At 62.1% G+C, this 23,440-nt stretch carries 16 protein-coding genes and 1 riboswitch; of the genes, 1 reads left to right on the top strand and 15 read right to left on the bottom strand.

Annotated features, from left to right (window positions below; genetic code table 11):
- Nucleotides 1-88: 88 nt before the first annotated feature.
- The 10 genes from ACUN0E_RS07560 to ACUN0E_RS07515 form a co-directional block, all read right to left on the bottom strand.
- On the bottom strand, nucleotides 89-904 hold the full coding sequence (locus ACUN0E_RS07560) for a VOC family protein (RefSeq protein WP_445566147.1): 816 nt from the start codon (nucleotides 902-904) through the stop codon (nucleotides 89-91).
- 48 nt (nucleotides 905-952) lie between these two features.
- Entirely contained in the window at nucleotides 953-2,137 is a 1,185-nt protein-coding gene (locus tag ACUN0E_RS07555) for an ABC transporter substrate-binding protein (protein ID WP_445566146.1), read from the bottom strand.
- Between the two features lie 471 nt (nucleotides 2,138-2,608).
- Entirely contained in the window at nucleotides 2,609-2,818 is a 210-nt protein-coding gene (locus ACUN0E_RS07550) for a hypothetical protein (RefSeq protein WP_445566145.1), read from the bottom strand.
- A 145-nt stretch (nucleotides 2,819-2,963) separates the two neighbouring features.
- A complete protein-coding gene (locus tag ACUN0E_RS07545; protein ID WP_445566144.1) occupies nucleotides 2,964-4,718 on the bottom strand; it encodes a ShlB/FhaC/HecB family hemolysin secretion/activation protein in 1,755 nt (584 codons plus the stop codon).
- Between the two features lie 270 nt (nucleotides 4,719-4,988).
- Nucleotides 4,989-14,270, bottom strand: a complete 9,282-nt coding sequence (locus ACUN0E_RS07540; RefSeq protein ID WP_445566143.1) for a hemagglutinin repeat-containing protein — start codon at nucleotides 14,268-14,270, stop codon at nucleotides 4,989-4,991.
- Nucleotides 14,271-14,602: 332 nt separating this feature from the next.
- Nucleotides 14,603-14,872 (bottom strand): hypothetical protein, encoded by a 270-nt coding sequence (locus ACUN0E_RS07535; protein WP_445566142.1) that lies wholly within the window; start codon nucleotides 14,870-14,872, stop codon nucleotides 14,603-14,605.
- An 11-nt stretch (nucleotides 14,873-14,883) separates the two neighbouring features.
- Nucleotides 14,884-15,291: a hypothetical protein gene (locus ACUN0E_RS07530; protein ID WP_445566141.1), complete on the bottom strand. Its 408-nt coding sequence runs from the start codon at nucleotides 15,289-15,291 to the stop codon at nucleotides 14,884-14,886.
- A 600-nt stretch (nucleotides 15,292-15,891) separates the two neighbouring features.
- Entirely contained in the window at nucleotides 15,892-16,416 is a 525-nt protein-coding gene (locus ACUN0E_RS07525; RefSeq protein ID WP_445566140.1) for an Arm DNA-binding domain-containing protein, read from the bottom strand.
- A gap of 24 nt (nucleotides 16,417-16,440) precedes the next feature.
- The gene (locus ACUN0E_RS07520) at nucleotides 16,441-17,187 is read right to left on the bottom strand and encodes a CbtA family protein (RefSeq protein WP_445566139.1); all 747 of its coding nucleotides are present in this window, start codon (nucleotides 17,185-17,187) and stop codon (nucleotides 16,441-16,443) included.
- 11 nt (nucleotides 17,188-17,198) lie between these two features.
- On the bottom strand, nucleotides 17,199-17,420 hold the full coding sequence (locus ACUN0E_RS07515; protein ID WP_445566138.1) for a CbtB domain-containing protein: 222 nt from the start codon (nucleotides 17,418-17,420) through the stop codon (nucleotides 17,199-17,201).
- A gap of 53 nt (nucleotides 17,421-17,473) precedes the next feature.
- Nucleotides 17,474-17,561, bottom strand: a riboswitch (adenosylcobalamin (AdoCbl) riboswitch).
- Between the two features lie 96 nt (nucleotides 17,562-17,657).
- On the opposite strand from ACUN0E_RS07515, the gene ACUN0E_RS07510 reads away from it, so the two are divergent.
- Complete coding sequence (locus ACUN0E_RS07510) at nucleotides 17,658-18,245, top strand: histidine phosphatase family protein (protein ID WP_445566137.1); 588 nt, start codon at nucleotides 17,658-17,660, stop codon at nucleotides 18,243-18,245.
- Between the two features lie 56 nt (nucleotides 18,246-18,301).
- Here the strand turns inward: ACUN0E_RS07510 and ACUN0E_RS07505 are convergent, their stop codons facing one another.
- From ACUN0E_RS07505 to ACUN0E_RS07485, 5 genes are all read right to left on the bottom strand, one after another.
- Complete coding sequence (locus tag ACUN0E_RS07505) at nucleotides 18,302-18,742, bottom strand: hypothetical protein (protein WP_445566136.1); 441 nt, start codon at nucleotides 18,740-18,742, stop codon at nucleotides 18,302-18,304.
- Between the two features lie 70 nt (nucleotides 18,743-18,812).
- The gene (locus ACUN0E_RS07500; protein WP_445566135.1) at nucleotides 18,813-19,826 is read right to left on the bottom strand and encodes an alpha/beta hydrolase; all 1,014 of its coding nucleotides are present in this window, start codon (nucleotides 19,824-19,826) and stop codon (nucleotides 18,813-18,815) included.
- Between the two features lie 42 nt (nucleotides 19,827-19,868).
- Complete coding sequence (locus tag ACUN0E_RS07495; protein WP_445566134.1) at nucleotides 19,869-21,227, bottom strand: MFS transporter; 1,359 nt, start codon at nucleotides 21,225-21,227, stop codon at nucleotides 19,869-19,871.
- Entirely contained in the window at nucleotides 21,224-22,300 is a 1,077-nt protein-coding gene (locus ACUN0E_RS07490; RefSeq protein ID WP_445566133.1) for an alpha/beta hydrolase, read from the bottom strand. Before ACUN0E_RS07490 ends, ACUN0E_RS07495 begins: the two co-directional genes overlap by 4 nt.
- 76 nt (nucleotides 22,301-22,376) lie before the next feature.
- Nucleotides 22,377-23,432 carry a porin gene (locus tag ACUN0E_RS07485; protein WP_445566132.1) on the bottom strand — a complete coding sequence of 352 codons (1,056 nt, stop codon included), beginning with the start codon at nucleotides 23,430-23,432 and terminating at the stop codon, nucleotides 22,377-22,379.
- Between the last annotated feature and the right edge of the window lie 8 nt (nucleotides 23,433-23,440).

The raw sequence follows: 23,440 nt of genomic DNA, 5'->3' as shown, positions 1-23,440 counted from the left end.
AAGGAGGCTGTGGATAACACCCCCACAACTGTCCCAAGCCGTTGATGCGAATACATTCCTTTACACTGCGCGCCGCACAGCGCCGCCATCACCCCGCCGCGATCTCAAACCACGCGCCATGCGTGCGATTACGGTCAAGCACCCGCGACTTCGCATGACCATCAGCGCGCAGCGCAACACCAAACACCCCTTCCCCACGCGTGGCGAGTTGCCGGCGCAACGCCGCGCCCTCTGTGGTGACGCTCGCGGCATCAACATGCACAGGGCTTAACAACACAACAGACGTATCCCCAACCGATACCGTCGCCGACACCGCTCCCAGCCCCGGCAAAGCCACCGCCCGCGTTTCCCGCTCACTCACACCGAGCAACGCCCCATACCGCTGCAAGCTCGCCCCCAGATCCTCCACGGCGACCGTCAGACTCGCCACCCCTCGCACGCCGTTCGTATGCTCACGCACCGCGCCTTCAGCCACACGCAGATCACGCGGCGTGATATCCCCGCACAGGAATGGCAAATCACTGGTCCGCGGCCGGCCGGTCTGCCACTCGAGCCGCGCGCCATCCGGACGCACACGCCCACCCGCCTGCGGACCGTCGTATTGCAACCCACGCCCTTGCGCGGCGTCGATCACGGCGCCCACGCTCGACGGCAACAACGCGTAATCGACAAAACCATCGCCGTGACGCTGCCCCACATCCCACCAGCGACGCTGCGGCGCCGCCTGCAAGAAAGCGATCAGCTCGATGTAACTGCCATCGGCGAAACCGATCAGCGCGTTATGTGTCACGCCATCGGCATGGGTGCCGCCTTGCTGCACGGTGAAACCGAGCGCTGTGAAATCTTCAATGGTCTGCGTCAGGTCATGGACGCGAATAACAATGTGATCGAGTAAAAGGCTCATGGCGCAAATGTCGTGAATGATCGGATAGCTCAGCGGACGATAGGATGTCTATTTCTGCGCCACCGTTGCCTTGCTCTCAAGCAAGGTCCACTTGTCGTTCTTCACCACCACGTTGATGTTTTTCACGCCGATCACACGGCGCGTCGCCGGATCAAAGTTAGCCTTGCCGAACACGACGCTCGGAATATCATGCAGCTTCGGTAGCGCATCACGCACGGCTTTGCGATCAGGTCCACCGGCACGCAGCGCGTAGGCGGCAATGATGACGGCGTCGTACGCATAGGCGTTGAACGCGTCCGGCTCGCGATGGTATTTCGCTTCGAAGCGTTTGACGAAGCTCTGCACTTCAGGCCCGGATTCACCGGGAAAGAAGCTGGTATTGGTCGCCACGCCATTGACGGCCTCGCCACCCAGTTCGAGGAATTTCGGCGAATACACGGAACTGGCCGCGGCGATCGGCAGGTTGATGCCGCTCGTCCGCGCCTGACGGGCGATCTGCGCGCCGTCGGAGTAGTACGAGATCAGCACGATGCCGTCCGGATTCGCCGCGCTCACGCGCACCAACGTCGCGCGGAAATCTTTCTCGGCCGACTGATAGCCCTCGGCCGCAACGACTTGCGCGCCACGTTCATTGGCGGCTTTGACGAAGACGTCTTTGCTGGTGCGCCCCCAATCGGTGTTCAGATAGAGCACGGCAATGCGCTTGAGGCCGAGCGTTTTCACGGCGAGGTCGGCGAGCAGCGGCTGCGCGTCGGCCTGACTGACCGACGGGCTCCAGATGTAATCGCCACCTTTGGTGAAGTCAGGATGCGAGTTGGTGAAGCCGAGTTGCACAAGGCCGGCATGCTGATAAATCGGCGAGGCGGCCATGGAAGCCGGGCTGGAGAAGTCACCGAGTTCGATCAGGATGCGCGGATCGTTGACGAATTTCTGCGCGATCGTGATGGATTGGCGTGGGTCGCTCTGGCTGTCCTCGAAGACGTAATTCAGCGGGCGGCCGTTGATGCCGTTATGGCTGTTGATCTCATCCAATGCAAGATCGAAGCCAGCCTTCCATTGCGCGCCGTACTGAGCGTTCTGGCCGGTCAGCGGGCCGCTGACACCTATCAGGATCGGATCGCCCGAAGGTGGCGCGGCTACTGCCGTTGTCGTCGTTATCGCCGATGCGGCGAGCAGCAGAAGTGCCGTGAAGTGTGTGGCCCATGATGGGCGCAGGCTTGATGTGTTCGACATGGCTCCAGGCTCGATTTGCTTGAGATTGGAGTGAGTGTCGGATGTGCCCCGGCTTCGGGCAACCAAGCGATTCGCATATCGTTATGCCACCGGAGAACTTGTCCACAGAAAATGTCCATAAAGCTGTGGACAAATCACACCCTGTGATAAACAGCCGCTCCGCATAAGGCTCTCCGGGCGGCGTGTGGGGGAAATTTCTTCCCCCTCGCGCCCTCAAACATCCATTCCCCCCACGTTTCCCCACACGCTGCGGTGCGGCGAAACCTTCGTCCCCCAGAGAAGGACTGTCCTACATATTAGACATGTGTCTCGTTTGAGACTCAAGCTAACGGCGACCCTTAACGCCGACCAACAAGACAAGTGACTTGTCTAAAGTCCGAACAGGTGAGTTGTCGATGCTGCGGTGCACGTCGAGTGTGCGACGTCCCTCGCGTTCCCCCACGGCACGCCAGAACTGCGTCGTGCGGTGGATCACCCTTCGTCGTTGCCGGAATCGGGCAACTCCGGCACGGACCAGCGCCGTTTGCGCGTCACGACGACGGGCTGCGCCGCGACCGGAGGCTGTCGAGGCGCTTTCCAGTCCGGCCTGGGCGTCTCATGCCGTTCATATTCCACGCGGCACTCACTGTCGGGACTGGTCGCCTCGTCGTGGCGGCTGCCCACCTCCCTATCGCGTGCCATGAACAGCGCAAAGCGCAGCCGTTTGCCAGTGCCGTACTCCGGGATCTGCAGGTCGGTCCGTGTTCGTTGAACCCGGTCGTGTCCGGTTTGCGGGTACCCAGGAGGCCCCGGCGTTTGTAGGGATGATTGACCATAACAGGATTCCTCAGAATTGTGCGGTCATCTGCAAGCCAACCGTCACACGCGAGGTCGGGAAGCCGCTGGGTTTGTAGACCGGCGTCCCGACGAACAGGTCATAGGAGAGACCCACAAAGTGTGCAGGCAGACCACCGCGGATGCCGATCACCGCGCCAGCCAGTTGTGTTCCGGCCAGAAACGCCGTGTTCGGTCCGAACACGCGCCCATAGTCGATCCCCGCATACACCGTCTGTCCGGTCTGGCCGATGTGCCATTGCAGCTCGTTGCGCCAGTAGAAGCCTTTCTCCGCCGCCAGCATGGTTTCGCCGTCGAAACCGCGCACCGTGTAGCGGCTGCCGATGGTCAGATCGTCCAGATAGAACAGCGTGTCGTTGGTGAACTGTCCGTGAACCGTCGTCACGTAGCGGAAGTTCTGTTGCGCGATGGCAAACGGCACCGACAGGTTCGCGTCGAGGACTGCCATGTGGTAGCGGTACGTGGGGCCATCAGGGTACGGGTCGGCTGTCGCACCGAATCCGCCGACACCCTGGCGGTACGCAAGTGTGCCGTCGAACTGCGACGCGCCGAAGTAGTGCCGGTCGGTCAGGCCCGCTTCGATGAACGTGTTGTTGCGCCGCTGCTGCGGAATGTCGGTGTCGTCAATGAAGCTCTCACCGAAGCGCTTCGATAGCTGGAACTCCACGCCGAACACATCGGTCTTGCTGCGGCTCAGTACGCGCGCGAGCCTGAGTGCGGCGGCCTGCGAATTGCCGCTGGACACGAACGTCTGGTTCACGCCCGCAATGTTCTGGTAATAGGTGTTGGTGTTGCCGGACAGCGTGGCCGTCCAGTACCCCCACGGCACGGAATACGAGCCGTTGAACCCGTGCGAGCCGAGCGACTTGTTGCCGAACGACAGGTCCTGGTTTGCACCGAGAGTGAACACGTCGTTCAGGCCGAGCGGATTGTCGATGCCGAGGCTCACGTTGCCCTGCCACTTGCCGGTCGCGTCCGTGCCCGAGTTATCGACGGATGCGACAAAGCTCCAGGGCTTCGAACGCTTCACGGTCACGACGACATCGCTTTCGCCCGGTGTGTCGGTCGGTTCGATCTTCATGTCCACGTCCTGCGACGCGACCCGCTTCATCTGCTCCAGACCCTGCTCAAGATCGCGCAGGTCCAGCAGGTCGCCATCACGGGCTGGGAATGCGGATTTAAGGGTGCCTCGTGTCTCAGGGTCCGCAAAGCGGAGCTGGTGGACGACGCCAGGAACGAGCGCAAATGCCAGCGTGCCGCTGGACAGGTCCTGCTGCGGGACGAGCACGCGCGTAGTCACGTATCCACGGCTCAGGATGGCCTGCTGCAGCCCTTTGGTTAGCGTGTCAATGCCGGACTTGCCGACGCACTGGCCCCTGTAGTGATCGAGCCATTCACGTGCGAAGGCGAACGGGTCCAGTGATAGGGCCGACGCGCCCCTGCTGCGCACGGCATCGGGCAGAGTCGTCGGGACATCGAGCGCAAACCTGCCGATGCGGAAGCATGGCGTCTCAACCGGCAACAGCGGATAGCCCTCGAATGTGGGGAGGGTCGAACGCACGGCGGGTGCCTGCACGGTCGCGTCGCGCTGCTGTGCGTCGCGCTGCTGCTGGATCTGCTGGTTCTGCCCGGCGTTGGCCCGTGCGGCAGCGGCTTCATCGGCTGGCGTCGGCGCATGCTGCGCGTTCGACGCGAGCGATATCAGGGCTGTGAGCGGCAGCGCCGCCAGCCTCTTTCTGATTTGCATAGTTGATTGAATCTAGTGCTGACTACCAGCCGATACGTTTGCGTTCAAAAACCCAAGCTATGACGGCACAAAGAAGCGAGGCCAACGGAACGAATTTGCACGCTGCGTAGACTCTGCTCATGGGAGGCCAGAAGTACCCTGGATATCCTTTAAGCCAAGCTATGAAAGGCATCACGATCAGTTCTTCAAAAGCGGCCAAGATCGCGAGGCCAACTAAAAAGGTCAATAGATAACTCAGAAACGCTTTCACGTCTCTCTCGAATCGAGGGCTCATTTTTTCTTCGGTAGGTACGAGGGGATGTTTCCGACGCCAGCACTAACGGTCTCGGAGGTCAGGTTTGCGCCCGCAGTCCCAAACATTGACGGTATCACGCTAGGCGCAACAAACTTCGACACACCCATGCCAATGTCAACCCACTCTGGGCGATACCAAGGATTAATTGTGTTCGTCAAACTACCCTCAATTTTTCCACCGACAGCATAGCCCGCAACCGCTCCAGCAGCCGCGCCTGCCATGTTCATGTTCGGGTTGTCACCTTTGATGGCCGACCCAGCCAACGCGCCCCCAGTGTTGATAAGGACACCGGGCAGTAAGCCTGTCCCAAAGCTGACCGCCCCTGTAACACCGGCTGTCGCGACGTCAAGCCAATTGATCTGACCGTTGTTATACATCGCTTGAACGAGGGCGTTAACGCCGCTACCTAGCGAAGCGCCGCCCATCATGGCACCGGTGGAGGCGACTCCACCCGCCACTACGCCGCCGACTGCAATCATGCCCGCGCCAGCGATGGCTGTGCTAACTGGATTGTTCTTGACGTTATTCTTCACCAAATCGTTATAGGTGACGCCCTTGTTGAGCTGGCTCTGTCCTGCGTCATAGGCTTGCTGATTACCTGCAATGTACTGGCTGTTGTAGTCGTGGTTTGCGTATTGCGGATCGGTCTTATAGCCGTCGCAGTTCAGGTTCTGGCATCCGATGATCGCGCGAACCTCATAGTCATGCACGCCCCCCGATGCGTCCGATGTCTGCTGGTCCGAGTTGCGCTGCAGTTCCGCAACGATCCGGCCTTCCGCTTCCTGTTCACTGATACCGAGCTGCTTTGCAACGACCTTCGCATCCTTCTTCGCCATTGCGTATTCGTCGGGGTGCAACTGCCGGTTGTAGCGGTCCACGTTGTAGCCTGAGAAAGCCCCCGCATTGCCGCCGACAGCCGCACCCGCGCCGGTAGCAAGCGCGTTCGCGACGATGTTGCCGAGCGCCTTATTCATATCTGAATTGCCGGTCGGGTCCGAACCCGCAATTGCGCCGCTCAGTTGATTCAGCTCACCCGCTGCAATTGACGCGATCCCCGCGCCCGCCGCGCCGCCGAGCGCGTTGCCGCCCGCAAGGCCGGTCACGAGCGCCGCGCCTGCGGCCTGCATCGCTGCACGATATTTACCACCTTCGGCCCACTCAGGATCACCCGTTGCCGTGGCCTGCTTATCGGCATAATCCCCGATGCGCCGCGAGACCGCTTCACCGGCAGCGCTTGCCGCCGCCATCATGTCCGCCTGGCGGTCAAGCAGATTGTTCACGTCCGGCAGTTTGGCGACCGTGCCGTTCGTGTTCGACGTGTCCCGGTTCAGGCTCGCGATGCCCTGCGTCTGGCTGGCTGCATCGGTGACGCTGATGGTGCCAGCACTGATGCCGCTACGCGTGGTTGCGCTGTCGCTGCCGCTGTCGTCCTGGCTCAACATCGGCGCACCGCCGCCTGCATTAGGCCCGTTCGCCGTCGAACCCGGGCCGTGTGTGCTGTCGTTCGCGCCGCCGTCGCCGGTCGTCACGCCTGCACTGAAACCACCCGAGTGCGCGTCGTAGCTGGACTGGTTCTGGATATCACTGAAAGTCAGCGTCCCCGTAGACAGGTTGTTCTTCGACGCATCCGCATCGCTCGCGATCACCGAACCCTTGAGATCCGTGTTCCCATGCACGTTGATATTGAACCCACTGTCGCCCGCCTGGATGCCAGCCTGTTCGTTCACGCCCGCGTAGCTGCCACTGGCGTTCGCGTTGGTGTGACTGAAGCTCGCGCTGCCGCCGCCCTGGCTGATCGCAAAACCACCACCCGTGCTTTCCTGATGCGCGCTGCTCGACATGGTGTCCTGCACGCTGGCGATGTTCAGGTTGCCGCCGACATCGGCGTTCACCTGGCGACCATTGACGTTCGATCCGATGATGTTGGTGTCGCCACCCGAAATGATCGTCGCGGTGCTGGCCGCCGTCACATGCGTATTGTTCTGCATGGCGGCATCACTGTTGCCATTGCCGTGCGCCTTCGACATCGCCGCATCGACACCGAAGCCCTGCGTGCCATAGGAGATACCCACGCTCGCGCTGCTGGATTCGTTGCTGCTGCGCGTCGAGTCAGTATCCGTCGTGTTCACGAGATTGACCTGATTCCTTGCCGCCAGGATCACGTCATTCGCGTTCACGTTCGACCCTGCAATCGTCAGGTTGCCGCTTCCCGGCGTGCCCGCGTTGTCACCCCCGCCGGTCGCCACGAACGCGGCCGTGCCGCCCGCCGTGACACTTGACCCGCGACTGGTCGTGCTGTCCTCGGTGTACGTGCTCTTGCTGTGACTGCTGCCATAACTGAGTTCGACCTTCGCTGATGGCGTCTGTCCGTTGGCAAGTTCGCCCAGCGCAGCGCCAGCCGCGCCGACCGAATCAATTGCACCGCTCGCCGCCGCCATCCCGTGCAATGCCGCTGCGCGATCATCCTGGCTGCGGCTCGCTGCGTGCGCCTGGTCTACCGTGTTGGACACCGCATCAATCACCGGAGCCTTGATCGCAAGCGTAAAGCCGCTCTGTTTGACCTCGTGCGTCTCGTCGTGGTGCATCGTATCGACGGCAGAGTCAATCGTGACGTTCGCGCCGGTGCCCGTGACATTCTGCGCGGCAACCAGATCACTACCCGTTACATGCAGGTCCCTGCCTGCGGTGATGTTCAGACTGCCATTCAGCGACCCGACCGTGCTGCCCGTGTTCGTTACCTGCGTGGTGTTGGCCGTGTCAGTCTGCGTCCTGCTGCCCACCGAAATGCCGATCCCACCGCCCGTGCCAAGACCGGACGCGTGCTTCTGGTAGTAGCTCGATGTGCTCTGCGTGTCCTGCGAGGTCGTGATGTTCACGTTGCCTGCCGCAGCCAGATTCACGTCGTTGGTGCCCGCGATGGTCGAACCTTTGACATTCAGGTCGCGGCCCGCGCTGACCGTGACCGTATCGCCGGACACGGTACTGCCAACGCCGATGTTCGCCTGCGTGTTCTGTATCGTATCGGTGGTCGAGCCATGCACGAAGCTGCCGCGCTTCGATTCGGTGGCCGAGTACGAATCATGTTCCTCGCGGCCTTCATTGAGGGTCACGTCGCCCGTGGCTGCAATCGTCGCCGCGCCGCTGCCCGCCGCCAGCGACGAACCGGTGAGCGTGACGTTGCCCTTCGTGGGATCGGCGCTCAGGGCCGCGAGCGTTGCATTGCCGCCTGCGGAAATGCTCGTACCGACTGCCTGTTCATCGTAGCTCCGGTCGGACTGCTTGCGGGTTTTGTCGTCAGTTGCGACGTTGTTGTAGGTGGCCGTGTTGATAACGGTCGTCGCCGTCAGGTTGCCGCCCGCGACCACCGCCATATCGCCGCCCGCGCTGAGCGTCGCGCCCTTGAGCGTCGTATCGTTACCGCTCTGCATCGCGAGACTGCCGCCAGCCGTGATCGCACCGGTCTGGTTGATCGTGCTGGACGCTTCCCAATGGTGGTCAGCATTCTTCGTCACCGACTGCGACGTGTCCGACTGCACGGTATCCACGGTAATGTCATGACCCGCCGCGATCTGCGCGTTACCGCCCGCGGCGATACTCGCGCCGTGAACGGCCAGGTCATTGCCCGCCACCACCAGCAGGTCGCCCGTCGATGCAATCGTGCCCTGCGCGCCGAGCAGACTCTGGCTGACCTTGCTGTTACCCACCGCCGAGCTGACGCCCACCGTATCCACGAGCGTCGTGTTCACGATGTCATGACCGGCGAGCACAGCCACACGGTTGCCCGTGATCCGTCCCGACGCGTTGACAACATCATTCGTAGCCGAAACTACCGTCGTGCCGTTGTCCGTGCTGCTGCCAATCGAGCCACCCCGGTTCAGGATATTGGTCGCACTGACAACGGTCTGCGTACCGCCCTTGATGACGCCTGAGTTGGTCGCGCTGCCCGTAGCGTGAATCTCGACATCATCGGCGGCAATCAGCGCGCCGGTTGGCTGCAGGTCGTTCGCATGTGTCTGCGCCAGATAGACAACCGGTGCCAGCACCGTTTGCGTCGTGCCATCCGGCAGCGATATCGTCTGGCTGACCAGCCAGACGATATCGCTCGTAAGCGCATCCATCTGCGCGGCGGTCAGTGCCATGCCCGGTTCGAGGCTGAATTCCTTCGCAACATTCACGCCGTTGTTCATCAGCGCGCGGTACTCGTCCTCGTTGCTCGTGTAGCCCTGAAGATAGACGCGCCCCGTGAGTTGCGTGATCTGGTTGCGCACCATCTGTTCTTCGTACACGCCGTCACCGAGCCGCTTGATGGTCTTCGACGGGGCGAGTCCGAGCGCGCCCAGCATGTAGTCGCTCGAAATGAAACTCGTGTAGCTGGTCAGTCGCGGATCGGTGACCACCAGGTACGACGCGCCGGGTGCCGTGTTGAACGTGTACAGGCCGCTCGACGGCAGCGTGATACTGAGTGCGCCACTGGGTCCCGCGATGGACTGCGGCGCGTTTATGGTCTGCGTCTGGCCGGTGGCGAGGTTGACGGTCTGCGCACCGCTGCCCGTGATACCGCCCACGGTGCCGTTCGCGCCAAGTGTGCCACCGGTCGCGCCGGTCGCGGAGTTTGCCGCCGCCACGTTCGTGTTGTTGATGCCGGTCGCGCTGATCTGCACCGAATTGTTCGCGATGATAGTGCCGCCCGTGCCACCAATAGCGACGGGTGACAGGACAATCGACGGCTCAACTACCGTGCCGACATCGCGCGAAATGTTCTCGTTCCAGGCGTAGGTCGAAACGATGTCCTGCTTCTGGTACTGGTAGAGCGTCTGGCCGATGTTGTTGACGAGCGTGCCACCGTAGTTGCCGCTCGCCACATTGCCGTCCGCCTCGGCGCTGCCGATCTGGATCGAGCCGCCCGCGCCAATTGCACTGTATGCGTTGTTCAGCGTGCCGACGTTGGCGAGCATCATGTTGCCGCCCGCCATGATCTGCGCCTGTTTTGCCTGCGATCCCGTTACCTGGTCCTGCTGTGTGGTGGTCGTCGTGTCGCGGGCGATCTCGACGCGCTGATAGCCCTTATGGGCGTCGTTGCGCGATGCGTATTCGGTGCCAGGATCATAGTTGACGTTCGGATCGTAGCCGTCCCAATAGCTGACGGTGATCGTGCCGTCAGCGTTGGTCGTCAGCGTGTTGTAGTAGATCGTCTGCTGCTGGCCGTTGACGTTCAGGACCAGCATCCGGTCGGTCGCATCAGGGCCGACTGTCTCGGTCACAATCTGCGAAACGGAGAAGGTCGCGTTGACCGGCGCAATATAGCCATCGTCCCACATGGCCTGCGTACAGTAACTCTTGTCGGCATTTGTCGTCGTACACGCCATGTACCTGCTGCGCTTGGTCTGGTGGACCGTATCAACGTCGGTGGTCACAGTCTCCACCGTGGGCGCGGGGCGTGTGTTGGTCAGCGTCTGCGTGGCGACCTCGATGTTGCCTTGCGCCTCGATGGTGGACTGGTCGTTGGTGACGGAGTTGCTGCGGTTCGCGAGCAGTCCATTGGCATCGCGGGTGGCGTCTGCCGCGATGTTGATGTCGCCCAGGCTGAAGAGGTTCGCGCCGCCCGTATTGGAGATATCGCCAGGCGAATACAGGTTCAGTTGAGAAGCAGCGGCCATCACAGCGGCGGCGCCGGTGTTGGCGATGGAATGGCTGGCGTTCAGCGTGACCGTGTTGCCGATGATCGCTGCCGTGTTGACCAGCGACCCGCTGTTTGTCGCAACGGTATCGCCTTCGATGCGACCTTCGTTGGTGATCGCGTTCGCCGCATTGACCGTCGTGGTCGACGAGTTCAGGTCCGCGCCTGCCTGGTTATCCACGCTCACGGCATTCACCGTCAGCGCGTTCACCGCGCCGAGCGTGCCCTGGTTCGTGAAGCTGCCCGCTGTCGTGAAAGTCAGGTCGTGGTTAGCCTGAATCTGGTTGCTGCCGTCGAGCGTGTAGTCGCCGTTGACCGTGACCGCACCGTCGTTCCCAGCAATGATCCTGCCATCACCTGTAAGCTGGTTGGTCGTGACACTCAGATTCTGATCGCTGCCGATTGCGCCATTCTGGTTTGCCAGCGTGCCGGCATTGACGGACACCGAGCCGCCGCTGCCCGTGTCATTGCCAATGCGGCCAGACGTGTTGTCGAGCGAAGCCGCATTCAGCGCAATCGCACCATTGCCGTGGATCGAGCCACCCGCATTGATGACACCCGCATTCGGGCCGTTGAGCGTGACATTGTTCGCGCCTGAAAGTGAACCGTTGGTGTTATCCGCAAGCTGCGCGATATTCAGCGTCAGGTCGTGGCCGGACACGACCTGCGCGCCATTCTTGTTCGACAGCGTACCCGCGCTCACCGTCACGTCACCGTTGCCGCCGATGGTGCCCGCACCCACGACGCCGCCTGTATTGCTGTTGGTGATGGTGGCCGCGCTGACTGTCGTCATACCCGAGCCGGTGTTCGCGATGCGGCCGCCCGTGTTGTCGAGCGATGCGCCTGTGACTGCCAGCGTTGCGGACGCACCATCCGCCTCGATCTGTCCGCCCGTATTGTCGATTGCGCCCTGCGCCGACGCCGACACATTGCCGCTGCCCTGGATCAGGCCCGCCCGGTTGTCGAGCGTGCTGGCGGACTGCACCATTGCCGCGCCGCCTGCCGTGATGGTGCCGCCCGCATTGCCGATGCTGCCACCCGACACCGACACGTCGCCGTTACCGCCAATCAGGCCATTGGCCGTGTTCGTGACCGCGCCGCTGGTAGCGACCGTCGTTGTACCGGTGCCCCCGTTCGCGATGGAACCGCCATCATTCGCAACCGACTGCGCGGAGACCGACAGCGTGTCGTCCGCCTGGATTGTGCCGCCCGCGTTGTTCAGTGCACCCGTGTCGGTCACCGAGACGGTCTGCGCGCCGACGTAGCCGCCCGCGCGGTTGTCCAGTGAGGCAACGTGGAGCGTCGCGCCCGTCTGCGCGGCCAGCATGCCGCCCCGGTTCGACGCCGCGCCCGAACGGACATCGAGCGCGCCATTCGTCGCAATCGTGCCGCCGTTGTTTGAAAGCGTACCGGCATTGACCGACAGCGTGCCCGTGCCCGAACTGGCGATGGTGCCGTTGTCATTCACAAGCACAGCGGGACCAAGCGCGAGACTGTCGCTGTTGGTCTGGAGCGTGCCGCCCGAATTGTCGAGCGTGCCGGTTACATCGACGGTCGTCGCGCCGGTTCCGGTTTGCGTGATGCTGCCGCCGTGGTTGACAAGGTTCGCCGCATGCAGCGCGAGCTGGTCCGCGCCAAGGTTGCCGTGGCTGTTGTCGAAGGTCGCTGTCGTCAGTGTCACAAGATGACCCGCCGCGATGGTGTTCGCGTTGGTGAGCGTCGAACCTGCGGACAGGTTGACGTTGACATTCGCGGCCAGCATGCCGCCGTTGAACAGCGTCTGCACGGCGCGGGCGATCAGCGACTGCACCGCCGTGATCGAACCGGCGTTCGCGATCTGTCCGGCCTGCACGGTGACGTTGCCATTGCCGCCGATCGCACCGCCCGCGCCATTGTTCAGCGCGCCGGTCACGGTCAGCATCAGGCCGTCCGCGTTCAGCGAAGTGATATGCCCGCCCGTATTGTCGAGCGAACCGGCATCGACAGACAGCGCGCCCGCTGCCTGCAGTGTGCCGCCCTGGTTCTGTAAGTCACTTGTTGCCGCGACGTTGAGCGTACTGTCCGAAACAATCAGCCCATTGCGGTTGGACAGTGCGCCCGCCGTGACAGTCTGAGGACCGCCCGAGGACAGTACACCGCCGTCGTTCGTGAGCGTCCCGGAGGCGCGCGTGTCCAGCGCGCCGCCCGCCGTCGTTGTCGCACCTGTCAGGTTCAGGTCACCGCTGCTGGCGGTGAGTGCCAGCGCACCGTTGGCCGAGGTACTGCTGCCTGCGAGATTGACCGACGCGCCGTTCAGCGACGCACTGCCGCCCGCCGCATTGCGCCCGGTCGCGGTCAATGTGCCGCCCGCCGTCACCGACAGGTTACCCGCCTGCGCCAGACTGCCGTCACCGTTCACGCCCGCGCCAAGCGTGCCGGTCGAAGCCACGCTGCCCGCATTGAGCGTCGTGTTCTGCTGCGCCGCGAGCACGCCGCTATTCGTGAGCGCACCGGACGTACTCGCCGTGACGCTCTGCTGCGCGTAGGTCGTGCCGCTGTTGTCGACGCCGCCTGCTGCAGAGAGCGCCATGTTGCCGCTCGCATTGGTCTGGCCAGCGAGCGTCAGCAGCCCATTGGTGCTCAGTACCAGGTCACCCGCCTGTGCCGCAAGAACCCCTTTATTTGAGACACCAACGCCATTTTCCGTGCCGACGAGAACGATCCTGTTCGCGTACATGCCACCAAGCTGGCTGACGTCGATGGAAACACCCGGAGCCGGACCGTCACCCGCAATCGGTGTTGCATTGAGCGTGTCATGGTTGATGCTGTTCGCACCGGTCACGACATTCAGGTTCTTCGCGTAGATTGCGGCGTTCGCCTGCACGGCGCGCGATAGCAGGTCAACCTGGTCGGTATCGCCTGCGTTGAGTCCCGCGCCCTGGATGATGATGTTGCCGCCCGTCACGTTAAAGCCTGTGAGGGAGCCATCCGGAGCGAAGTTCGGCGTGCCCGTCGTCAGGATCGCCCGCGACGTATTGATAAAGCCGCCGCCGTTCACGGAAATCCCGCTTCCGTTCGCGATGACAACCTCCGCGCGCTGGCCTGCAACCTCAAGATGTCCGTTGATCTGGCTCGCCGCGCTGCTGTTGACCTGATTGACGATGACCCGTGCCGACTGACCCGGGCCGAAGTTCGGATTGCCGTTAATCATGCCAGCCTGCTGCGTCTGCACGATGGTCGGCGAGTTATTCAGGATCGCGCCTTTTGACTGCACGTCGAACTGGCCGTAGGTGTTCATCGACACGCCAGCACCGGAGGGCCGGTTGATGTTCACCTGATCCAGCCCGTTCTGTGTCTGGATGACGGACGGTGCGTGGGTGCCACCTGGAACGATCTGTGCGCCCGACAGCGACGGCAGCGCGCCAAGGAGCGCGAGCGCAGCCAGCGCGATCTGGCGCAGGGAAAAAATCACACCCTGTGATTTTCTGCTGCGTACCGAAGTCTGTCCCGCTTCCTTGCCCGTGGCCGTGGCGGTTTCCTCGACGGCTACAAGCATTCCTCTCAGTCGGCTGTATACCAGCCTGTATGTCTTCCGGTTCATTCTTCTACGTCATTTTACGGATTGGTAACGCCCCGTAAAATATCGGACATCACGCCGACAATCCGTCAACGTTTGTCAAAATGCGAACCAATGCAACACATCCCACAAAATCGTACTTTTCCTATAGAGCACTACCGGGATATCACGTAGCTGGAGCGGGCGAACAGCCAAGCATCAACGGGGGATCGTTGACGAGGGCTTTGGGATAGACGGCATCGAGAGACGCCGGACTACTGTATGAGCGACGCACGCGGACCAGCCATAGGATTGATCCGAAAAGCAAAAGGGTGACCGAAGTCACCCCGATAAATATTGATGCGTTGATGATAGGGTTACGGCTTCCCGTCTCCCGTCCCGTACCACCGTACTCCCTGACCATCATCATCCACCTGGGCGAGCGCACGCCGCGCCTCATCGCGCGCATTCCCCTTGCCGATGTCGGCCCAGCGCTGCAGACAGCGGTGAATCTCCATCACCTGAAGTGCAGTCGCGCGGTTCGCCCGCGCGGCCTCGATGGCAGCACTGTGCGTCGTGTCGTGCGGCGCAGTGGCCGTAATGCGTGCGAGCACGTCCGCCTGCTCGCGTAGCGTCATCGTGTACATGACTTTCTCCCTCAGACACCGTTCGGTGTCGTCCTTGCGCTGGCCGTGACTGTGCACTGCGCTACGAAATGACCGGGATTCTGTGCATCACACATTCCCCTCGGCAAAACCCAATACTTCACGCCGTCGAATTCGACGTGGAACCAGTCCAGACGCGCTTCTTCCGCCGCGCGCTCCCAATTGACATGCGACATCGGCCAGTCGGTGCCGCAGCGTTCCTCGGCCTGCGCCCTGACGTAATCCGCGAACGCGGAGTCCCGCACCAGGACTTCACCCGACCATGCACGTGCCAGCGCATCGCACACGTCGCACTCCAGTTTCTTGAGCGTCGTGAACTCGGGCGTGAACGCCCTGCGGTTCTTCGACTGCGACGCCGGGATAAACCACGTGGCTTTTCGAAGTTGATGTGTGCCCGCCACTGTGCGGCGCAGATTTCATTGATACGCACAAGTGTTGCCAGCGTGATCCAGACGGCCAGTTCATGTTCGCGCGGGATTGGCCTGGCGATATTCCCACGACGAGGCCCGGTATGAAAATCCCACGCGTTACGGATGACCTGAAAGCGGTTGCGCGACTCAATGATCTCGCCATCTTCGAGAACACGCTCGCACCAGTCCTGATAATCCGCAGGCAGCATGCGCTCGATGTCCACGTCCTCAACCGGGTTCACCTCAAAAAGCAGCCTCCAGGGCTTGCGCCTGGCCGCCCACACGAACATCGCATTGGCGTACATGTGCAGCGATATGCCGGTCGAGATTTTCCCTGCGTCGATGAGCGTGCGGACTGCCTGCGAATGTCGCCTGGCGTGATATCAGCAACCCGCGTATCGCCAGAACCCGGCAACAGGTGCAGCTCGAATATCCGACGAACACCTCTGGCCCCGTCCGGTGTATTGTCCACCATTGCCTCGGGATGCCACGCTTCGAACATGGCCTTCACGGTCAGTTGTGATTCCGCATGCTCACGCTCCCGTTCGACCAGTTCCTGCTGTTGCCGTACAACCTGCGCCTTCTCGACTTTCAGCTTGTCCGCGACCAGCCTGCGCTGGCCGGGTCGCCACCGCGTTGTACACGCAGTTTCGTTTCATCAAGCTTCAGCCGGATTGCGGCGAGCGCCACGCGCGGCCACGCTCCAAGTGGCATTTCCCGGGACTCACCCTCGAAGCGGTAGCGATAGCGGACGCTGATTCCCTTCGCTCCGGCATGCACCCGGCCAGACAGGCCGGTGCCGTCGTTCACGACGCGGTCATGATCGGCGGCGCCGAGTTTAAGGAGCGACCCTTTGCTGATTGATTGCGAACGATTTTCCCCACGATATTCCCCACAAAACACCTGCCGTGTCCCGATGATACGGACAACCGGAGGCCGTGCGCCAACAACTAAGTTGTTGAATTCAAACGGAACAGATGTTTGTAGACCTTGTGCGACGCGGGATAACTTTATCCACAGACTTTGTCCATAAGCCTGTGGATAACATCCTGCCAAACGCGCCAAGTGCTTGATGTATTTATATTCTTGCGCGCTGCACGTCGGCGCAACCGTCACGACGGTTGCGCCCGTGTTATGCCATCAAAGGTAAGCGGACTTCGTCGCGCTACCGGTCGCGGGAGCCAACAGTTTGCTCCGCTCAACCAGGGCGCCGAACAGCAGCCCAATGGTCGTCCACATAATCACCTGCATTCCGATTGCCGCGACGCGGAATTTCCACAACAGCACCGCCGGGAAAGCTGCCGGCACTTCGTTGATCGTCGGCATCGACAGTTGCACGGCAGCAATGATCACGACAAACACCACGCCAGCCACGATCGAGCCATTCCACGCGCCCAGCTTCAGCGCCGCACGGCGCCGCACCTTCAGCGAGAACACCAGTGCGACTAGCGAGATCGCGATCATCAGGAAGAACAAACCGGTGCGCGTCCCGATCGTCTCGGGGTCGCCCACCGAGGGTGGATTCGCCGGATATTTGATGTTCGGGACGATCACCAACGCGATAAACGCGCCAAGCGCCAGCCATGCGGACAACGCGCGCGCACTCAGTGCGCCGACGCGGCCGTACGCAAACGCGAACACCAGCGAGAACAGTCCACCGAACGCTGCGCCATACGTCACCACACCCGTCAGCAGCCCGAGCCCCGCTTGCGTATCGCGGCTCACCAGTTCGGGTTCCGGCGCTTCGCCTTTGGCGGCATCGGCCTTTTCCTCGAAGGAGATCGCCTGATCGACTTGAGGCTCGCCCACCAATCTGGCGAAGCCGAACGTGAGCAATCCCGCGGCGATGCCTGCAAGCATCCCGCGTACCAACAATTTACCAACCATGTTCGACTCCGTTAGTGGCAGGGAAAGCCGAGCAGATGGCGGCCGTCGTGCACGAATTCATGCACATACATGCCAGGCACCAGCGAGGTGGCGCCTTCTTCCGCACCAACGAAATAAATCGCGAGCAACAGCAGCAAGCCGCCGAACACGACCCAAGGCAGCAGTTCACGCAGCGGAATCGGTGTGGGTTGGGCGACAGGCTGAGCCGCGGGATCGAAAACAGCGTTGGACATAATGGACATCTCCTGGGGGTAACGCGCCCCGATAGTCGATCGAAAAGGGATGGTGCGAAGCTCAGGTCTGGCTTTCGGCTCGTGAATGCCGATTACAGTGGCGCGACCGCGCCGGGCTCTCACCGGCTTCCGTGCTTCGCAGTGCCGCTATTCTACGCGCTAAACTTTGCCTCTCGGCAACGCAAAGCATGGCTGCATGCGTCCCGCCTTGGGCTGGCCTTTATGGGAATGAACTGAATGGACATACGGCTGTTACTGATCAGCCACGCATCGACCGCGGCGATGCGTGCGGCCCGCTTTCCCGCCGACGATCCGCTCGATGCACGCGGCCTCGCCGAAGCAGGTGCCGCGCGGGCGCGCCTGTCGATTCCGGACGACGCGGCGGTTTTTGTCAGCCCTGCCGTCTGTGCGCGCGATACGGCGTCGGCCTTGGGTCTCAGTGCCGCGGTCCACAAGGGACTGGCGGATCTGGACTACGGCCTATGGCATGGCCGCCGCCTCGCTGATCTCGCGGTCGAGGCGCCACAGGACCTCGGCGCATGGACATACGATCCCGACGCTGCCGCGCATGGCGGCGAGTCATTCAGTCAACTCGTGAAGCGTGTAGGACTGTGGCTCGATACGCTAGACGATGCGTCGAGCGAAGGACCACGCGATACGCAAAATGTGGTCGCCATCACGCACGCGCCAGTGATCCGGGCCGCCCTCGTATGTGCGCTCGCGGCATCGCCCGCCGTGTTTTCGCGCATCGAGATCGCGCCGCTCTCGACGGTCCAGTTGCGACGCTCGCGACGCGGCTGGACATGGTGGCCGGCGTCACAGTAACGGTGACCGCAACGTTTGCCGCGCGCAGACAGCCGATTCAAAACTCATGCGCCCGCTCACTTGCCTGAGACGACCAACCTCAGCTTGTTCGAACCGGCTCGCGTCAACGTGATATCGGTCCGCCTGGCGCGTGTGCCGAGATAAAAGTGCTGACGTCCAGGCGAATTCTGGTCGTGCGTGGCGTCTGGCAGACACGAAGCGATGTCCGCCGCGACGGCCTGCAGCGCATCCGCGCTCGAACCGGCGTCATGGTGCGGCGTCCACGTGCATTGGTAGCTGCCACGGCTCGCCAAACATTGCGCGTCATCGCCGTAGGGTTGTGCAACGCCTTTGCCGTCGTCCGGTGTGAGCGAGGCCAAACCGTCCGGCGCCGCCGCGACGATCCGTTTGAGCGACGCGCACGGGCTAGGCGCATCGTCGGCATTCGCGCTGCATGGCAGCAAGGCGCTCAGCGACACAGCGGCAATCGCTGCAGTAAGCATGATGGTCTTGTTCATGTCGGCGCGGTCCTTCGAAAGGTGGCTCTAGCGTGGTAGCACGGTTCGTGCCCATGGCGCGCCGGAACCGTCAGGAAGCGTCTCCAAATAACGCGGCCAGCCCAGGCGTCGACCCAAAAATCCCCTTCGCATCGTGCCCAACGCCGTCGATCACAAACGTACGATGCTTCGCCGATCCTTCCGGATGCCTGGACGCCATATAGCGCGCATAAGCCAGGCCACGCGCCAGCCGATGCTCGCCCTGGGTCTGCGCAGCGCATGAACGATCGAGTGCAGGATGCTGCGGATCGCAATCCGCGCCGCCGAGCAGCACGGTGACTTCGCGATGCGCATAGCGCGATTCGAGCGCGTCAGCGGAACCAGCGCCCTCTCTACGCGAAGCATAGGCCGGCAAATCCTCGAGTCCATACTTCCAGCGATTAAACGACGGACAGACCGTCGCATCGAAAGCCTCGAACTCGCCGGACGCAGTCGGCCGCATTGCATCGAAGTACACATACGAGGAAGGATTCGCGACCACATAGCGCAGTGCGATTCCGCGCGCGACGAGGGGCGCCTCACCCTGCGCCACCACGGCATAACGCTGCACCACCTGGCCGCCGCCCGAATGCCCGGCGATCACCACCTCGCTCAGCGACGCAAACTGCTCGCGCGACGCCAGTGTCTGCAGAATGGCGTCGAGTACATCGAATGAACTGATCGGCGCCGGACCCTCGGCGTTTTCGCCGCCCATCCAGCTAGTCCATTCCCAATGCAGCGTGGACGGCGGCAGCGCATGCGCGCTGAGGTCGGCACTCGCGAGAAATTGCGGCACGATCAGCAGCGTATCGGCGGCATCGCCACCCGCCAGCGCGCACGCGCGCTCCGCCAGATCGAAGTACGAGTCCGCATTGCGCAAGCGTCCGTGAATCAGGATCACCGCGCGCTTGACCTCACGCGTCGGCGCAAGCCAGTCGCCATTCGCGAACACTGGCACGGTGCCGCTTCCCGCATGCGTTTCGACACTAAAGTGCCGGCTGGCGACGACGGCGACCGGACGTTCATTCGGCGCGCGTTCGTCGTCTGTAATCAAAGGCTGGGTCATGCAATAAGCTCTGGTTAATCTAATGAGTCTGGCGAGATGCGTCTAACGCGTGACGAACTGCGCCGTTGCGCCGCCCGGCTCGCGCCCCGAGCGCGTGAAATACACCATCGCGAGCGACACGAAACCGGCAAAAATCAGATAGAAGGCCGGCGTCAAACTGCTGCCGGTCAGGTGCGTCAAACCGGTGATAGTGAGCGGCGCCATGCCGCCGAACAGCGTCACCGCAATGTTGTAAGACAGCGCCACGCCCGCCGAACGGCTACGCACCGGAAACAGCGTCGCGAGCATGCCGGGATGTGCACCGGACATGGCGGCGAGGAACACCGTCGCGACCATCTGCGCAATGAACAGATGCCCCGGCGTCGGATTCGTCACCACGAAGTGATAGAGCGGATACACGCACACCATCCACGCGATCACGATTGGATAGAACAGGCGGTATGCGCCATAACGATCGGCAAGCTTGCCGGATAGCGGAAACAGGAACAGATTCAGCACGCCCGATACGAATGCCCCGAGCAGCGCGGTGGACAGCGGCAAATGCAACTGCCGCTCGACGTACACCGACAGATACGAGTGCCACACATAGTTGGTCGCCGCGCCGATGATGATCACGCCCATCGCACAGATCGCCGCGTCGCCGTTGTCGCGGAAGAACTGACGCACCGTCACGCGCGGCGGCTTGTCCTTCTGATCGAGCAAACGCTCGAACTCTGGCGACTCGGCCACGCGATGCCGGATGTAGAAGCCGAACGGTCCCGCCAGCGCGCCGAACAGAAACGGTAGACGCCAGCCCCACGCCACCAGTTGCTCGTGCGTGAGTTGCGTGGTCAGCAGATAACCGACACCAGACGAAAGCAGCAGCGCGAACGCCTGCGCCGACATGTTGAAGCTGCCATAAAACATTTTCTTGTGCGGCGGTGCGTACTCGACCAGCATCGCCGAAGCTGTCGCGAACTGCCCGCCCACCGAGAGCCCTTGCAACAGCCGCGCGAACACCACCAGCAAAGGCGCCGCGATACCAATGCTGGCGTAACCCGGTGTGAGGCCCATCAACAGCGTGCTCGCCGCCATCGAGATGATGAGCAGCGAGAGCGCTTTGCGCCGCCCTGCCCGGTCCGCATAGATGCCGAGCAGAATGCCGCCGATCGGACGCACGATAAAACCGACAGCGAACGTGGCGAGCGTCAGCATGATCGACACGAAGCCACCACCGCCGGGAAAGAACACCTGCGCGATGATCTTTGCGAAGTAGCCGTAGATCAGAAAATCGAACCACTCGAGTCCGTTGCCGAGTACCGAGGCGAAGATCGCGCGCCGCACCATCGACGGGCTCAAGCCGTTCGATGCCTCCGTGGCGGACGCGGCACCGTCACGCTGGTTCAGGCTCGCCTCGCTCATTGCTCACATCCTTTGGTATCGAACATCGCCGACAATGCGCAAACCGACGTCAGCATGCGCGCGCCGTTGTGGCCAACGCCCGGCACGATATGAAAGCTCTGCTTCAGGCCTTCCGGATGACGCGACTGGATGTACCGGTAATACGCTTCTGCACGCGCAACACGCTGCGGACCTTGCGCTTCGGCCGCACAGCTTTTATCGAGCGCGCTTTGCTGCGGATCGTCATCCGCCCCGCCGACCAGATAGTCAATGCGGCGCGACGCATAAGTCGCTTCGAGTTGCGCCGGCGAGCGATCGTCGAGGTACGGCGGCCGATTGTCCATGCCGTATTTCCATTGATTAAAGTCGGCGCATTGAGCGGCGTCGAACGGCGTCGCCACACCTTGTGCATTCGGCCGTTGCGCGTCGAAATACGCATAGGTCGATGGGCTCGCCACCACATAGCGCACGTCGATACCTTCCTGAGTCAGCACGTCGATGTTACGCGCCGCCACAGCGTAACGCTGCACGACCTGTCCGCCACCCGAATGTCCAGCAAACACCACGTGCCGCAGATTCGGAAACAGCTTGCGATCCGCGAGACGCGTAACAATCGCGTCCAGCACCGTGTACGAACTGATGGGCGACGGCGCCCGCGCCGCTTCACCGCCCATCCACGCGTCGCCTGTCCAGCGCAAGAGATCGGCCGGTTCGTCATGCACGCGCAAGTCGAGCGTGGCGAGGAATTGCGGCGCGATCAGGAGCGTGCTGTCGGCGTCCGCGTGAGCGGCATCACGTGCATTCTGCGCGGTGCGAAAGTACACGTCTGCGTTGCGCAGCTTGCCGTGAATCACGATCACCGCACGCGTCACCTGCGGTTGCGCGACGTTCCAATCTTTTGACAGGTACAGCGGAAATTCAGCTTGCCCTTGCGGCGTGTCGATCGTGAACCGTGTATCCGAGATCGCCGCCACCGGTTTCAGATGGGATTCGTAGGCATGCACCGCGAATGCCGGTTGCGTGAACAATGCCAGCACGGCGGGGCCCGCTGCCGCGCACCCCATCGCCAAACGTCGTGAAAGTTTGAATGTCATGCAACTTGCTCCTGATAGCCGTGCACTGTCTTGAACGCGGCGCATCGTCAAATCCGTCGTTTAAAAGCTCAAAAACTCAGAACCGATGCCGGATGCCGAGCGTCACGCCCGTCTGGTTCGGACCGAATGCGGTGTCGCTCGTCAAGCCGACTGGCGTGTACTGGCCGTTGGCATAGCGCGTGGAAGCGGCATAGGCAACGGTTGCGTACACGTCGGTTCGCTTCGAGAGAATATAGTCCGCACCGAGCACGCCCATCAACGAGTTCGACACGTTATCCGCCTTGTTGCTCTGGTAATACGCGGCGGCGGTCACGCGGAAATACGGCAGGACAAGATAGCGGACCCCGCCGAACCACAACGCCGACGACACCGTCTTGCCCTTGGTCGGGTTGTACAGATAGTGCTCGTAGCCGCCCATGATGGTTACGTCGCCGATCTGCTGGCGCGCCGAGGCGCTCCAGTTACGCGACTTGGTCCACAAGCCGGTCGAATTGATGGCGCCGTTGCGATAATCGTAGGCCACCGCCGCGGCAAAGCTGCCGGCATCGTAATCAAGCGCGCCGCCGTATGCCGCGCTGCTTTGAAACGAGTCGGCCGTGCCGCCGAAACTGTAATCCGCCGTCGCCGTCAATCCGCCGAAACGGCCCACATACTTGACCGAGTTGTTCACGCGCGCCTTGAACGAAAAACCGTCCACGGAACCGGTGGTCGGCATCCATGTGTACTGCTGGCCGAACACCATCGGATCGTATTTGATCAACGTGTCGTACATCGCCGTGTACTGCAAGCCCGCCGACAACGCGCCGAACGCATCATTCGACACCCCGACGGCCGCAGTCCGATTGAACAGCACGCCGGCAGTTGCGTTGGTGCCGTCGTTGCCGTTAAAGCCCGCTTCGAGAATGAAAAACGCCTTATTGCCGCCACCCAGATCTTCAGTACCACGAAAACCAAAGCGCGAATTGCTCAGTCCGCCGGAATTTTCCCGGACCAGAGAGCCGCCACTTGCGCCCGCGTGGTTAAGGAATTCGATGTTCGTGTCGATCAAACCGTACAGCGTGACCGATGCCTGCGCATGCGCACCCGCGCTACCCACCAAGGCCAATGCGGCCACCGCATATTGTTTTTTCACTGCCGTCT

The organism is Paraburkholderia sp. D1E, from assembly GCF_052682275.1.
The sequence above is the reverse complement of the archived record's forward strand: the minus strand, read 5'-3'. Positions and strand labels throughout refer to the sequence as shown.